The organism is Mycobacterium sp. SP-6446 (assembly GCF_001954045.1).
Lineage (GTDB): Bacteria > Actinomycetota > Actinomycetes > Mycobacteriales > Mycobacteriaceae > Mycobacterium.
On the sequence record NZ_MBEM01000192.1, the window covers coordinates 1 to 14,446 of the forward strand.

Consider the following 14,446-nt stretch of genomic DNA (forward strand, 5'->3'; position numbering starts at 1 on the left):
GTAGGCGCGCACAGGGTGGGAAACAGCAGCGCACTGCCCGGGGTGGTGGCGTACGTGTGCCCGTCCGGCATGGTCCAGATCACCGTGCCGTCGCGCAGCTGTTGGTCGCGCCACCCCCAGAAGGTCTTCAGTAGATGATGAAACCTGCACAGGCACTTGATGTTTGAGGCATGCGTGGCACCGCCGTCGGCGAACGGGATCGTATGGTCCAGGTCGCATTCGGTGGCCGGGCGATCACAGCCCGGCGCCCGGCAGGTCAGATCCCGCGCCCGCACATAGGCCGCAAGCCTGGCCGACGGAGTGTAGTGGGGCTCGGCGCCGCCCGGCGGCAGCAACGGTTGCAGCCGGGCGGTCTTGGCCAGCTCGGCCACCAGCTCGGCGGAGATCAGCCCGTCGGCACCCAACAGCGATCCGGGGGTGGTTCCCCGCCCCTCGACGGTCGCCTGCTCGGCCACCACATGGATGACCACCGGCCCCGCCGCGGCTCGCCCACCGGCAACACAGTCGGAGCTGCCGCATTGGCAGCCCAGGCGATCGAGTCCCGCGGCCAGGGCGCCCAGGGCATCGGCCCGCCGCTGATCCTTGGACCGCGGATCGGCCGCACACACCGTTGCCGCCAGGGCATCGAGGCGCTTGTCCAGCGCTTCGGCGTCGCTGGCGAACAGGCTGCCGTGCAATTCGCTCATCCCGCCCTCGGATTCCCAGATCGACACCTCGCGACCCCGCATCCGATCGCGGTGGCGGCGCACCGCATCCCGATCAGCCGCGACCACGACCCGATCGACCGCCCCGGCGAGCTTGCCCTGCGTCATCGACGGCCACCGCGGCGCGCGCACGGCCAGCTCGCCGTCTACGCGCGCCAACACGTCGGGGTCGGTGATCAGATCGGTCCGGTACACCATCGTCTGGAACAAGCGATAGTCGATGTCGCCGGCCCGAAACACCTCGGCCACCAGCGGGAGCCGCTCGCGCATCGCCAACGCGTAGCGCAAGTAGCTGCCGGCCATGGCCAGGCTGATCCGAAACGCCGCGGCCACCTCGGCACCCACCGCCGCCCAGGTATCCACGGCCCAGTCCTGGTGTTCGCCGCGTTCGGCCCGGCGCAGCTCGAAGAGCTCCCCGATCGCATCCAACCGCTCGGCAACCGCCCGAGCCTCGGTCCGCCACGCTGCGCACATCCGATCTATCAGGGCGCGCGACTCGCCGGTGTCGGAAGGCTCCCAGTAGTCGTGGAGGGGTGTATCGAACATGTGTTCGAGTCTAGGTGGCCCCCCCGACAAATTTCGCCAATGCCTTCGAGCCGATCGCTTTCATCCTGGCTTCATGTGTCGTCACTAGCGTCGCCTTCGCTACGACCGGAAGGGGTGGATCGATGAGGTTCCGAACGAAAATCGGCATCGGTGTCGCCGGCGCCGCCGTCCTGACGGGCATCGGCATTGGCGTCGCCACCGCCGACGACCAGGAGATCACCGGCCCAGCCGCGGATCAGGCTCGCACCGCGGCGCTACAAGCTGTGCCGGGCAAAGCCGGCAAGGTCGAGAAGGAAACCAACGAGGGCGCCGCCTACTACGGGGTACTCGTCACGAAACCCGACGGCACACAGATCGAAGTGCACCTCGACCAGGGCTTCCACTTCGTGGGCACCGAGGCGCCCGATAACGACTGACCGTCTTAGGGCGACTGCAAGTTGGTGGCGTCGAGCGCCGGCCGCAACGCCCGCGCCAGGGTGGCTGCGTCGTCGACGGCCCAGTAGTGCATGTAGAACATGTGGGGCTCCTCGGTCAGCCCGTGGTTATGCAACTCGACGATCTGGATATTGCCGGCACGCAATGCCTGGATGACCTTCTGCACCTCCGGGGCGATCAGGATGAAGTCGCCGTTGATCGCTGCGCGACCACCGCCGACGGGCTGAAAATTGATCACGGTCGTCAGATTCAGCGAGGCGGCGGGCAGCACGTGCCCCTCCTCAACGATGGTGTCCTTGCGAGGAATGCTGTACTTCAACAGCCCGCCATCTTGGGTTCCCTTGCGGCCCAAGGCCTGTTGCACCGCGCCGACGTCGATGTCGACCGGGGGTTGCTGTGCCGGCGGCTGGGACGGAGCACCGATCGCTGTGGCGTCCAACGCCGCCTTGAGACCTTGGGCCAGTTGGGTGGCGTCACCCATCCCGTGGACGTGCGTCCACCACACCGGCGGGCTTTGCTGCAGCAGATGCTTGTGGAGCCCGGTCTGGGCGATGCCATGCGCCTGCAACGCATCGGTGACCTTGGGCAACTCGTCCTCGGTGATCACGAGGTCGCCCATCAGCAGCGTCTCGTTGTTGTCGTAGCGGGCGAATGCCGCGTATCCGCCCAACGATAGGCCCGGTTTGATGTCCACGCCGTAGGACGTGATGTGAAGATCGTTGCGCGGCAAGTTGATGCGATACGCAGTGTTGTTGTCGCCGAGCTTGCCGTTACGTCCCAGCGCGTCGGCCACTGGCTTCCAATCGGCATCGGTCGTGGTCACCGCCGAACGGGGAGTGCCGGCTTGGCCGTTGCCGCCGCCCCCACCACCCTTGGAGCCCGAACAACCCGCCAGCACCACCGCCGCCGCGGCGGCACTCGCGATGATCCTCGCAGCATGCTTGGTGCCCGCCATGCCCACGGTCTATCGCTTCTTCATGAAGTCACGATGAAGGTCGCCCACGCATCCTCATCGTGACTTCATCAACGCCGACTACACCTGTTTCACCCCGCATAAAGGTGATGATGGATCCGGGCTCGACGCCGAACCCGGGAAGGATGGTGACGACGGTGCGTGTGCTAGTCGTCGAAGACGAGCCCAAGATGGCCGACTTGCTGCGCCGCGGCCTGGCGGAAGACGGCTACGCGGTCGATATCGTCGCCGACAGCTCCACGGGCTACGAGGCCGCCATGGTTTACGACTACGACGCGGTGGTGCTCGACGTGATGCTGCCGGGGATGTCCGGCTTCGATATCTGCCGCAAATGGCGGGACCGGCAGAACTGGGTACCGGTGCTCATGCTCACCGCCCGCGGGGCTGTCACCGATCGCGTCGCGGGACTTGACGGCGGCGCCGACGACTACCTCACCAAGCCATTTCACCTCGACGAGCTCTTCGCCCGGCTCCGATCGCTTATCCGCCGCGGGCCGACTCCACGACCCAGCGTTTTGACCGTCGGACCGTTACGGGCCGATCCCGCAAGTCGCCGATGCTGGCGCGGCGACGTCGAAATCGCCCTGACCACCAAGGAATTCGGGCTGTTCGAACTACTCATGCGTCGACCCGGCACAGTGCTCACCCGAGAACTGCTGGTGGAACACTGCTGGGACTTCGCGTATGAATCACGTTCGAATGTGGTCGACGTCCACATCCGCGCACTGCGAGACAAGATCGACCGGCCGTTCGGGGTGTGCTCTATCGAAACCGTGCGCGGCATCGGCTACCGGATGCGTACCGACGGCGGTGCGCCCGACGAAACGGGCAAATGATGCGGCGCTGGCCGATCCGGATCCGGCTCGCCGCCGCCTTCACCGCGGTGATGGCGCTGGTCTTGTTGGCCGTTGGAGCTCTCACTGTCGCTCACACAAAAGAATCGCTCGACGCGGCCATCACGGAGTCCCTGTCCTATCGGCTGGCCAACCTGCGGTCGTTGGCGGCCGCGTCCGATCCAATGCTGGCCGGCGGTGATCCCGACACCGCCCAGCAGATCATCGCCCCCGATGGTCAGGTGTTGGCCGCAACCCCCAATCTCGTCGGTCAGACTGCCCTGTCACGTGCCGAACTGGTCACTGCCCGACGCGGCCAACTCATCGTGGATCACCCGCGGCTTGGCAACTTGGAGGGCCCGGTGCGGGTGGCGGCAGGCCCGGTTCCCGGCGGACGTGTGGTGGTGGCCGCGCAGAGCCTGGCAGATCGCGACGCCGCCGTGGCGGACCTGCGCAATGAACTGGCCACCGGTTTCCCAATTGTTTTATTGGCCGCGGCCCTTGGCGCGTATCTGTTGGCCGCGGCCGCCCTTCGACCGGTCGAGCGTATGCGCGCCCGCGCCGCCGGGCTCAGCGCAGCCGACACAAACGCGCGCCTACCCGTCCCGCCGGCCCATGACGAAATCCGCCATCTGGGAACAACCTTCAACGAACTCCTGCAGCGGCTACAAGAAGCGCTGGAGCGGGAACGACAGTTCGTCAGCGATGCGGGCCACGAACTTCGCACGCCCCTTAGCCTGCTGACCACCGAACTCGAACTCGCGCTGCGGCGCCCACGAAGCAACCCCGAACTGGTCGCCGCAATCCGTTCGGCGCTGAACGAGACCGCCCGGCTGTCCCGCCTCGCGCGCGATCTGCTCACCGTCGCAGACACCGGCAGCTCGCCCGAGCCACCGACCATCGATTTACGGACCCATCTGCAGGTGATCGGCGAGCGCTATCGACGCAGCCGCGGCGGCGAACTTGACATCGATTGCTCCGCAGGCCAATACGTTCGCGTCGAGCCGAATGACCTGGATCGGATCATCAGCAACCTTATCGACAACGCCACCCAACACGGTGCCCCGCCGATCACCATCCACGTCCAGAGGTCCGCCCCCGACGGGGTCGAGATCCGCGTCGGCGACCACGGCGCCGGATTTCCACCCGAATTCCTCCCACACGCCTTCGACCGGTTCACCCGCGCCGACACCGCGCGTACCACAGGCGGCACCGGCCTCGGACTGGCCATCGTCGACACCCTCACGCAACGCAACCACGGCACGCTCACCGCCCGCAATCGTCCCGCTGGTGGCGCCGAAATCACCATCCGTCTTGCCGCCGCGTCCAGCAGCGACCCGCACGGCGGCTGATCCGTCGCGATTGTGCGCCTGCGCACCCGTAAGCAAGACTGGCCTAAAGGTTTTGCCGCCAAGGAGGTGGTCTCTGTGACGATGACCGACTCAGCCAGTGCCACTAACGACGAAGCAGTCCGCCTATGGGTCGAGTCTTACCAGGGCGAAGTATTGGGCGAGGCGTACTTTGCCGGGATGGCGGAGCGCAACACCGACCCGACGCTGCGCGAGAAGATCGACCTCTTGAGGTGCCTCGAGCGCTCCACCAAGGAGCTGCTGGAGCCCGTGATCGCGCGCTTGGGCATCCCCGCGGAGCCAGACAAGGCCATCGTCGAGGCGGCGGGCAACGTCACCGACGTCGAATACCTGCCCATGCTGAAAAGCTTTGTGGGCGCCGCCGCCGAGTACCTCGGTCGCTACGCGCGACTCCGCTCATTGGTCGAGCCTTCGGACGCCTCGATCGTCGACCAACTCATCGCCCACGAGCTCGCCTTCGAGTTGTTCGCTCGCCGCGAGCTTGCCGGCGAGACTGACACGTCTACCGAGCCCATCCGCGCGCTGAGCCACGTGACCTGCTGACAACCCGGCCCGTTGTCAGCGGTGCCACGGGCACAGGTCGTTGATCGCGATCCCGACGATCTGGTTCGCCCCGTCCGGACCCAGCCCCGGATTGTCCCGCAGGAAATAGCTCGCCGTCTCCTGCGGAGTGAGGCCTCGGTCCATCAGCCCACACATATCCAGGGCCTGGTCCAGTCCCACGGTTCTGCCCCCGGCGTCCCGATAACCGGCCGCGGCGACGTCTGCCTCGAAAGCACGCATAGCGCAGTCCGGAGCCGGTCCGGGCCCGACTATGCATCCCGGTGGCGGATCGGCGTTCGCGTAAGGGATCACGGCAAAAGCCGCGACGGCCACGAAGATCGCGCCGGCAGACCGGATGACCCCACCATTCGTTGCCATATCCACGGCGAAAACAGTAGACGTAATCCGGTGAAATCGCCTGGCAATTCCAAAAAGTCACCCGTGGGCTACCGGCCGTTGATCACGGTGTTCCCGAACACATGAAGGGAAACCCGCACCATGGCTTCTGCGTCGCTTCCGGCGGCGGCGGGTCCGTGCCCTCCCAAACTCCCGGGGTGACATTTCCATGGCCCCAAACGACGCCGTACCACGTGTGGCATTGAGTCTTGTCCCAGTTGACATTTGGCGGGCAGCCCCGACCGGTCTGTGGGTGAAGGCCGCCCTTTTCATCGCCGGGGCAGCATTTGTACGGCCCGGATGCGCCGGGCGGCACCGGCCCGTCTCCCGGAATGAACGGCTGAGCGTGTGCGATACCTAGGCCGAGCCCCGATCCGGTGAGCGCAACAACTCCCGACATGAGCGCCCCGGCAACGACTTTCTTTGCGGTCCCGTATGACATTGCCTCAGCTAACAGGAAGTGGACCGCTACCGATCCCAATATCCGGACTTCGCTCGACTAACGTCGGCCCGGTGGCGCACCTACTCGGGGCCGAGGCCGTACACCTCGAATATCCGACTCAGGTGGTGTTCGATTCGGTCACGCTGGGTGTCAACGACGGCGCGCGCATCGGCATCGTCGGCCGAAACGGGGACGGCAAGTCCAGCCTGCTGGGCCTGCTGGCCGGTCAGCTGCGGCCGGATTCCGGTCGGGTCACCCGGCGCGGCGGGTTACGCGTCAGCGCGTTGAGCCAGGCGGACACCCTCGACGCGGAGCGCACTGTGGGCTGGTCGCTGGTCGGCGAGCGGGCCGATCACCAGTGGGCCGGTGACCCGCGGGTCCGCGACGTGGTCGGCGGGCTGGTCTCCGATATCGCCTGGGACGCGGAGATCGCCACGCTGAGCGGCGGCCAGCGGCGGCGGGTGCAGCTGGCCAGGCTGCTGATCGGCGAATGGGACGTGATCGCCCTCGACGAGCCCACCAACCACCTCGACATCGAGGGCATCACCTGGCTGGCCGGCCACCTGAAACAGCGGTGGGCGCGCAACACCGGCGGCCTGCTGCTGGTGACGCACGATCGCTGGTTTCTCGACGAGGTCGCCACCACCACGTGGGAGGTGCACGACGGGATCGTCGAACCGTTCGAAGGCGGGTACGCGGCGTACGTCCTGCAGCGCGTCGAGCGCGACCGGCTGGCCGCCGCGGCCGAAGCCAAACGGCAGAACCTGATGCGCAAGGAGCTGGCCTGGCTACGGCGGGGGGCGCCGGCGCGGACGTCGAAGCCAAAGTTCCGGATCGAGGCCGCCAACCAGCTGATCGCCGACGTGCCGCCGCTGCGCAACAGGGTCGAGCTGGCCAAGCTGGCGACCGCGCGGCTCGGGAAGGACGTCGTCGATCTGCTCGACGTGTCGGTGTCGTTTGGCGGCGTGCCGGTGCTGCGCGACGTCGAATGGCGGATCGCCCCGGGTGAGCGCACGGGCATCGTCGGCGCCAATGGCGCCGGCAAGTCGACGCTGCTGGGACTGATCGCCGGCACGATTAAGCCCGACGCCGGGCGCGTCAAGCGCGGCAAGAGCGTCCAGCTCGCCGTCCTCGACCAGCGGGGTGAGGAGCTTGCCGCGCTCGCCGGCGACCGGATCGCCGACGTGTTGGGCCGGCTGCGCGGCGACTATCAGGTCGACGGCCGCGACGTCACCCCGGCCCAACTGCTGGAGCGACTCGGATTCGGCCGGGGTCAGCTGTCCGCGCGAGTCGGCGACCTGTCCGGTGGCCAGCGACGCCGGCTGCAGCTCATGCTCACCCTGTTGGCCGAGCCGAACGTGTTGCTCCTCGACGAGCCGACCAACGACGTGGACACCGACATGCTGACCGCCACCGAGGATCTGCTCGACTCGTGGGCCGGCACGTTGATCGTCGTCTCGCACGACCGATATCTGCTCGAGCGCGTGACCGACCAGCAGTACGCGATTCTCGACGGCCGGTTGCGGCACCTGCCCGGCGGCATCGACGAATATCTGCGGCTGGCGGCGCGGCCGATCCCGGACAAGCCGCGGCCGGCGAAACCGTCGCACGAGATGTCCGGCGCGCAGCGTCGCGCGACCGAGAAGGAATTGGCCGCGGCCGACCGCCAGTTGGCTCGCCTCGCCGACCGAATCGCGGCCAAACACACCGAACTCGCCGAGCATGACCAGTCCGATCATGTCGCGCTGAGCCGACTGACCGAAGAGTTGCGCCTCCTCGAAAATGAGGTGGCGGCAACGGAAGCGCGCTGGCTCGAGCTATCGGAGGTGCTGGAATGAGCAATTACCGGCCGGTGCCTTACCTGCCCGGCGAGGCGTTGCTCGCGCTGTACCGGCGCCGCGGCGCGGTGATCAACTCCGGCATCGGCCGGCACGGCTACACCTATCTCCTGGGGCCCGAGGCGAACAAGTTCGTCTTCGCCAACGCCGACGCGTTCAGCTGGCGCGAAACCTTCGAGAACCTGGCGCTCGTCGACGGGCCCACGGCGTTGATCGTCAGCGACGGGGACGACCACCGGCGCCGCCGCAGTGTGGTGGCGCCGGGCCTGCGACACCGGCAGATTCAGGATTACGTGCAGACCATGGTGTCCACTATCGACACCGTCATCGACGGCTGGCGGCCCGGCCAACGGCTGGACATCTACCGGCACTGTCGCTCGGCGGTCCGGCGTAGCACCGCAGAGAGCCTGTTCGGCCCGCGAATGGCGATGCACTCCGACTTTCTCGGGGAGCAACTTCAACCCCTGCTGGACCTGACCCACCAGCTGCCGCAGGTGGTGGCGCTGCAACGCTGGCTCAATTCGCGGGGATGGCGGCGGGCGACGGCCGCGCGCTCGCGCCTGCACGACTTCGTCGACACCCAAATCGCCTGCGCCCGCGCCGCTCCCAGGCCCGACGATCACATGCTGACCATGTTGATCAACGGCCGCGGCGACGAGGGTTACGCCTTGAGCAACAACGAAATTCGCGACGAGATCATCTCGCTCATCACCGCCGGCTACGAAACCACCAGCGGCGCGCTCGCCTGGGCGATCTACACGCTGCTCGCCCTGCCCGGTGCGTGGGACAGCGCCGCCGAGGAAGTGGCTCGCGTGCTTGGTGACCGGCCGCTGGCCGCCGCCGATTTGAATGCGCTCACCTATCTCAACGGCGTTGTGCACGAGACGCTCCGGCTGTACTCACCCGGGGTGATCTCCGCCCGGCGGGTGATGCGCCACCTCCGGTTCGACGGACACCGCATCCGCGCCGGACGGTTGCTGATCTTCAGCGCGTACGTCACGCACCGGCTTCCCGAGATCTGGCCGGACCCAACCGAATTCCGGCCGGCTCGTTGGGATCCCGGCTCGCCCGACTACCGCAAGCCCGCGCCGCACGAGTTCATCCCGTTCAGTGGGGGCTTGCACCGCTGCATCGGGGCGGCGATGGCGACCACCGAGATGATGGTCATGCTGGCCAGGGTGGTCGCCAGGACCCGGCTGCGCCTACCGGCTCAGCGGATTCGCGCGGCCAACCTTGCCGCGCTGGCACCAAAGCCGGGCCTGACCGTCGACGTCATCGACTCAGTGCCAGCGCAATAGCACCATTTCCGAGGAGAACCCGGGGCCCATCGCCAGCAACAGCACGTGGCTACCGCTCGGCGGCGGCTTGGCGATCGTGTCGCGCAGGATGTGCAGCACCGAGGCCGACGACAGGTTGCCGATTTCGCCGAGCGAACGCCACGTCAGCTCGAGCGCCTCAGGCGCAAGCTCCACGCTCTTGGCGATCGCGTCGATCACCTTCGGTCCACCGGGGTGGGCCACCCAGCCACCGATGTCGTCCTTGGTCAGGCCGCGCGAGGCGAGGAAGGTGTTGACGTCGTCGGCCAGGTAGCGCTCGATAAGGCTCGGCAGCTCGGGTGACAGCATGAGCTGCAGGCCGGCGGAATCGACGTTCCAGCCCATGATCTGCAGCGAATCCGGATACAGGCGACTGTGCGAATCGAGGATGTCGGGGCCACCCGCCGTCATTTGCTCGGCGCGACGATCGCCGACGGCGACCACCGCCGCCGCGCCGTCGCCGAACATCGCGGTGGCGACCAGACCCGACACGGTCGGCTTGACCGCCGGGAAGCTCAGCGAGCAGAGCTCGACCGACACCAGGACCGCTACTCCGTCGGGCGCACCACGCAGGTAGTCGTGCAGCCGACCGAGCCCCGCCGCCCCCGCCGCGCAACCCAGACCGAACATCGGCACCCGCCGCACGTCGGGTCGCAGGCCGAGGCGTCCGACGATGCGGGCATCCAGCGACGGCACCAGCACGCCGGTCACGGTCGTGGTGGCGATCATGTCGATGTCTTGCGGTCGCAGGCCCGCCTCGTCGAGGGCGCCCAGCAGCGCCTCGCAACCCAGGTCCACCGCGTTCTCGATAAAGACCTCGTTCGCCTCGCCGAAGTCGGTCAGTGACGGGTATTTCTCCAGGGGCAGCACCAGGTGGCGGCTGTTCACTCTCGCACCCGCGTGCAGGCGCCGGACAATGCCCTCGTGTTCTTTCAGTACGGGCAGCTCGACGAATTGGTCGGTAATTTCGCTTTGGCCGTACCGATGCGGCGGCAAGGCACCGAACACACCTGCGATGACGCTCATGCCCTACCCTCTGCTCAAATGCGATTTCCGCGGTTCCCAAAGTTTAGCCGTCACGTGTCGTGCGGCAAAGCCACTGCTATTCAACATCTGTCGAATAGGTATCGGAGGGCAGTCGCGTAATCGATTCTGCCAGCGCGGCTTTCGTCAAGCAATGCTATCGTCGTCGTCTTGATGGAGCGCCATCGCGATCAACGCATCGGGGCTTAAAGAGTCGATGACGTCGTCACTAACGGTGGAATCGGGAACAACTTTTTCCGATTCGCCGGCGAGCAGTAAAAGCTTGTCGAGCAATCCGGTTCGGCGCAGCTCCTGGAGTGGAATCTTTCGCAGCGTCGACCAAATCTTCTCGTCGTCCGATTCATGATCGCCGTGCAGAAGTTGTTGAAGGTAAACGGCCAATGCCGCAGGGGTCGGATAGTCGAAGATCAGCGTGCGCGACAATGCCAACCCGGTTTCGCTCGTGAGACGGTTGCGTAGTTCGACCCCGGTCATCGACTCGAAACCGAGGTCTTCGAAGGCGCGCTCGGCCTCGATGTCGTGGCCGCCGGGGTGCCCCAACACCGCGGCGGCGTGCGAGCACACCAACTCCTGCAGCCGGCGGTGCTGCTCGGCGGGGGGTAGCGCTCGCAGCTGCTCGGCCAGGCCCGCCCAGCGGCTCGCGATCGGCGGGCCCGCGGCCGCGCCCAGCCAATATCGGTGGCGGGCGAATCCGTATGTCGGCAACTCCACTCGGCGGGCCGGTGTGCCGGCCAGCGCCGCGGGCCAATCCACCTGCACGCCCGCGGTGAACACGCGCCCGGCAGCGGTGAGCAGCGAATCGATTTCGGGACGGTCGTCGGCCAACGTGACCACCGCCCTGGCCCGCTCGTTCGTCAACGATTGCTCGACCGCGGCCGTCAGGGCCGCCCCGGGACCCGCCTCCACGAACACGTCGGCCCCGAGCGACTCGGCTGTCCTGACGCTGTCGATGAAACGGACTGCTTGCCGCACATGCTCGACCCAGTACCGCGGCGTTCCGTAGCCGTGGCCGGCCAACTGCCCAGTCACGTTGGATACCAATCCCATTCGCGGCTGACGCACCGACACGTCCGCCACCACCCGGCCGAATTCGTCGAGGATGGGGTCCATCAACGGCGAATGAAACGCGTGCGAGACCGCCAGCCGATGCACGCGGCGGCCCTGTTGGGCGAACCGATCCGCGATGGTGGCCACCGCGCCCTGCTCGCCCGAAATCACCACTGCTGTGGGGCCGTTGACCGCCGCGATACTCACGCCGTCGCGCAGCAGCGCGGCCGCCTCGTCTTCCCCGGCGGCCACCGCGACCATGGCACCATCGGCCGGCAACCCCGCCATCAACCGGCCCCGGGCCGCCACCACCTTCGCGGCATCCTCGAGCGACAACACGCCCGCCACGTACGCCGCGGTGATCTCGCCCACCGAATGACCCATCACCACGTCCGGTACGACACCCCACGATTCCCACAACGCCGCCAACGCGACCTCGAGGGCGAACAACGCCGGCTGGGCGAACTCGGTGCTTTCCAGGAGCGCCGCGTCATCGCCCCACATCACGCGCTTGAGCGGCAGCCGCAGCTGCCCGTCCAACGCCCGCACGGATTCGTCAAAAGCCTTCGCGAACACCGGGAAACGTTCATACAACGGGGCGCCCATCCCCAACCGTTGCGAGCCTTGGCCCGGAAACACCAGCGCCGTCTTGCCCGGCCCTTCGGCCCGCCCCACCACGACGTGGGCGTCCGACCGCCCGGCGGCCAACCCCGTCAACGCCGCGACGAACTGCCCGCGGTCGCCGCCGACGAGGACCGCGCGGTGCTCGAAGACCGACCGGGTCGTCGCCAACGACCACGCCACGTCGGCCACGCTTACGCGTTCATCCGTTCGCACATGTTCGGCCAGCCGCCCGGCCTGATTCGCCAGCGCTTCAGCCGACCGAGCCGACAGCACCCACGCCACCTCTGTGTTCGGGCGCTCGGCCACAAGGCTTTCCGGCGCGGCGGGAGGCTCCTCGACGATCACGTGGGCGTTCGTTCCGCCCATTCCGAACGACGACACCCCGGCCCGCTTCGGGCCGTCCCGCAGCGGCCACGGTGTCGGCTCGGTATGGACGTGCAGGCCGAGGATTTTCGGGTCGATTCCGGGCGGCGGGCTGGTGTAGTTGAGACTCGCCGGGATCATTGCGTTTTCGAGGGCCAGCACGGCCTTGAGGAGGCCGGCTATCCCCGCGGCGCTTCCGGTGTGGCCGATGTTGGTCTTGACCGATCCCACGCCGACCGGACGATCCCGGCGCTCGGCGAATATCTCACCCAACGCCCTCGCCTCGACCGGGTCACCGATTTCCGTTCCGGTGCCATGGGCCTCGATGTAGTCGATGTCGTCACGTCCGAGGCCCGCGCTGCGCAGCGCGCGCCGGATGACGTCGGCTTGTGCGGAAACCGAAGGCACGGTCTGGCCGGCCGAACTGTGTCCGGAATTGCCCACGGCACTTCCCCGGATGATCGCGTGGATGCGGTGTCCGTCCGCCAACGCCGCGGGCAGCGGCTTCAACAGCACCAGGGCACCGCCTTCGCTGCGCACGTAGCCGTCCGCGCGTTCGTCGAACGCGTAGGTGTGGCCCGTCGGCGACAGCGCACCGAATTCCGTTTCCAGCAGCGCCGTTTCGTCGGCGAGATTGAGGTGGATCCCGCCGGCGATCGCAAGCGGCGATTCGCCGGTGCGCAGGCTTTCGCATGCCAGGTGCACCGCGACCAGCGAGGACGATTGACCGGAGTCGACGGTCATGCTGGAGCCCTGCAACCCGAAGGCGTAGGAGATCCTGTTGGCGATCATCCCCCTGCTGACCCCCGCGAAGGAATGATGATCGAGATTGTCGAGGTCGTTCGGTGCGTCGTGAAGCGTCAGGACGGCATAATCGTCGGTCATCGCCCCGACGTAAATCGAAACCCGCTCGCCGCGCAGCGTTTCCGGCACCACGAAGGCGTCCTCGAATAGTTCCCACGCCAATTCGAGCGCCAATCGCTGCCGGGGATCCATCGCGCGGGCCTCGCGTGGCGACAGGTTGAAGAAGTCCGCGTCGAACTCGGCGACGTCGCACGGCAACTGCGTGGCTTCCCGGCCGTCGCGAACGAGGCGCCAGAAATCGCGTGGCCCGGCGGCGGAGGGGAACCTGCATGCCAGGCCGATGATCGCCACGTCCGTCATCGGGGGCCGACGTCCTCGTCGAGGATGGCGAAGAGCTCGCTGTCGGTGGCGGTCGCGATGTCATCGCCGTCGTCGATGTGAGTTTGGCTGGGGGCCGGGGCCGCCAGACCGGTGAGGATGGTTTGGATGCGGGCGGAGAACTGGGCTTTTTCGTCCGGGCTCCAGTCGGGTTGGTCGACCAGCGTTTGGAGCTCGCGGGCGATGTCGTTGAAACGAGCCAACCGGTCGGGTGGACCCCCGGTGATCGTCGCAAAGCTGAGCTGCTCGTCGACATGTTCGGCCAACGCCGCCGGGGTGGGGTGGTCGAAGATCAGGGCGGGCGAAAGGGTCAGTCCGGTAGCGGTTTTGAGCCGGTTGCGCAGCTCGACGGCGGTCAACGAGTCGAATCCGAGGTCTTGGAACGGCAGCTGGGCGTCGATGTCCGCGCTGGGGCGGCCCAAAACGGTTGCGGCGTTGGTGGACACCAATTCCACCAACTGGAGGTGACGCTGTTCGGCGCTGAGCCCCTGCAGCCGGGCGGCCAGCCCCGATGTCGACACGGCATTGTCGGTATCGATGACGAGCCGGCGCCCCGGACGGGCGACCAGCTCACGAAGCAGCGGCGGCACTGCGCCGCTTGCGCCCAGCCCGGCCGCATCGATGCGGGCGGCGACCAGCACGGGGCGCTCGGCCAGCATTGCGTCGTCGAAGAGTTGCAGGGCGTGCTCGGTGGACAGCGGCGCCAGCCCGGCTCGGGTCATGCGGGCCTTGTCGCGCTCGCCCAGGTGTCGGGTCATGCCGCTGGCCTGTTCCCACAGCCCCCACGCCA

12 protein-coding genes are annotated in these 14,446 nt (G+C 67.3%); 6 read left to right on the plus strand and 6 right to left on the minus strand.

What is annotated here, in order from left to right:
• Positions 1-1,250: HNH endonuclease signature motif containing protein (locus tag A5736_RS17660; RefSeq protein ID WP_076247668.1), on the minus strand; the 1,250-nt coding region annotated here is incomplete at its 3' end.
• Between the two features lie 122 nt (positions 1,251-1,372).
• Here A5736_RS17660 and A5736_RS17665 point away from each other — a divergent pair.
• Complete coding sequence (locus A5736_RS17665; protein WP_076247669.1) at positions 1,373-1,666, plus strand: PepSY domain-containing protein; 294 nt, start codon at positions 1,373-1,375, stop codon at positions 1,664-1,666.
• Between the two features lie 5 nt (positions 1,667-1,671).
• Here the strand turns inward: A5736_RS17665 and A5736_RS17670 are convergent, their stop codons facing one another.
• Positions 1,672-2,640: a DUF1259 domain-containing protein gene (locus A5736_RS17670; RefSeq protein WP_076247671.1), complete on the minus strand. Its 969-nt coding sequence runs from the start codon at positions 2,638-2,640 to the stop codon at positions 1,672-1,674.
• Between the two features lie 107 nt (positions 2,641-2,747).
• Here A5736_RS17670 and A5736_RS17675 point away from each other — a divergent pair, with 107 nt between their 5' ends.
• The 3 genes from A5736_RS17675 to A5736_RS17685 all read left to right on the plus strand — a co-directional run bounded on the left by A5736_RS17675 (position 2,748) and on the right by A5736_RS17685 (position 5,404).
• The gene (locus A5736_RS17675) at positions 2,748-3,494 is read left to right on the plus strand and encodes a response regulator transcription factor (RefSeq protein WP_139333387.1); all 747 of its coding nucleotides are present in this window, start codon (positions 2,748-2,750) and stop codon (positions 3,492-3,494) included.
• Positions 3,491-4,843, plus strand: coding sequence for a HAMP domain-containing histidine kinase (locus tag A5736_RS27105; protein ID WP_076247673.1), 1,353 nt, complete (start codon positions 3,491-3,493; stop codon positions 4,841-4,843). Before A5736_RS17675 ends, A5736_RS27105 begins: the two co-directional genes overlap by 4 nt.
• 81 nt (positions 4,844-4,924) lie before the next feature.
• A complete protein-coding gene (locus A5736_RS17685) occupies positions 4,925-5,404 on the plus strand; it encodes a hypothetical protein (protein WP_076122998.1) in 480 nt (159 codons plus the stop codon).
• A gap of 15 nt (positions 5,405-5,419) precedes the next feature.
• On the opposite strand, the gene A5736_RS17690 is transcribed toward A5736_RS17685, so the two are convergent.
• Positions 5,420-5,782, minus strand: coding sequence for a DUF732 domain-containing protein (locus A5736_RS17690; RefSeq protein ID WP_076247676.1), 363 nt, complete (start codon positions 5,780-5,782; stop codon positions 5,420-5,422).
• A gap of 531 nt (positions 5,783-6,313) precedes the next feature.
• Here A5736_RS17690 and A5736_RS17700 point away from each other — a divergent pair.
• Complete coding sequence (locus A5736_RS17700; protein WP_076247679.1) at positions 6,314-8,080, plus strand: ABC-F family ATP-binding cassette domain-containing protein; 1,767 nt, start codon at positions 6,314-6,316, stop codon at positions 8,078-8,080.
• 14 nt (positions 8,081-8,094) lie between these two features.
• Positions 8,095-9,378, plus strand: coding sequence for a cytochrome P450 (locus A5736_RS17705; RefSeq protein WP_139333392.1), 1,284 nt, complete (start codon positions 8,095-8,097; stop codon positions 9,376-9,378).
• Here the strand turns inward: A5736_RS17705 and A5736_RS17710 are convergent.
• The 3 genes from A5736_RS17710 to A5736_RS17720 all read right to left on the minus strand — a co-directional run.
• Positions 9,361-10,422, minus strand: coding sequence for a type III polyketide synthase (locus A5736_RS17710; protein ID WP_076247683.1), 1,062 nt, complete (start codon positions 10,420-10,422; stop codon positions 9,361-9,363). The genes A5736_RS17705 and A5736_RS17710 overlap by 18 nt on opposite strands.
• 144 nt (positions 10,423-10,566) lie before the next feature.
• The gene (locus A5736_RS17715) at positions 10,567-13,638 is read right to left on the minus strand and encodes a type I polyketide synthase (RefSeq protein WP_076247685.1); all 3,072 of its coding nucleotides are present in this window, start codon (positions 13,636-13,638) and stop codon (positions 10,567-10,569) included.
• Positions 13,635-14,446, minus strand: an 812-nt coding sequence (locus A5736_RS17720) for an acyl carrier protein (protein ID WP_217695761.1), incomplete at its 5' end; no start/stop codon positions are given. The genes A5736_RS17720 and A5736_RS17715, both read right to left, overlap by 4 nt.

Bases quoted from the DNA above. Each gene is read 5' to 3' on its own strand.
- A5736_RS17665 (WP_076247669.1), top strand. From the start codon at position 1,373: ATGAGGTTCCGAACGAAAATCGGCATCGGTGTCGCCGGCGCCGCCGTC.
- A5736_RS27105 (WP_076247673.1), top strand. From the start codon at position 3,491: ATGATGCGGCGCTGGCCGATCCGGATCCGGCTCGCCGCCGCCTTCACC.
- A5736_RS17715 (WP_076247685.1), bottom strand. From the start codon at position 13,638: ATGACGGACGTGGCGATCATCGGCCTGGCATGCAGGTTCCCCTCCGCC.
- A5736_RS17685 (WP_076122998.1), top strand. From the start codon at position 4,925: ATGACCGACTCAGCCAGTGCCACTAACGACGAAGCAGTCCGCCTATGG.
- A5736_RS17675 (WP_139333387.1), top strand. From the start codon at position 2,748: ATGATGGATCCGGGCTCGACGCCGAACCCGGGAAGGATGGTGACGACG.
- A5736_RS17690 (WP_076247676.1), bottom strand. From the start codon at position 5,782: ATGGCAACGAATGGTGGGGTCATCCGGTCTGCCGGCGCGATCTTCGTG.
- A5736_RS17670 (WP_076247671.1), bottom strand. From the start codon at position 2,640: ATGGCGGGCACCAAGCATGCTGCGAGGATCATCGCGAGTGCCGCCGCG.
- A5736_RS17710 (WP_076247683.1), bottom strand. From the start codon at position 10,422: ATGAGCGTCATCGCAGGTGTGTTCGGTGCCTTGCCGCCGCATCGGTAC.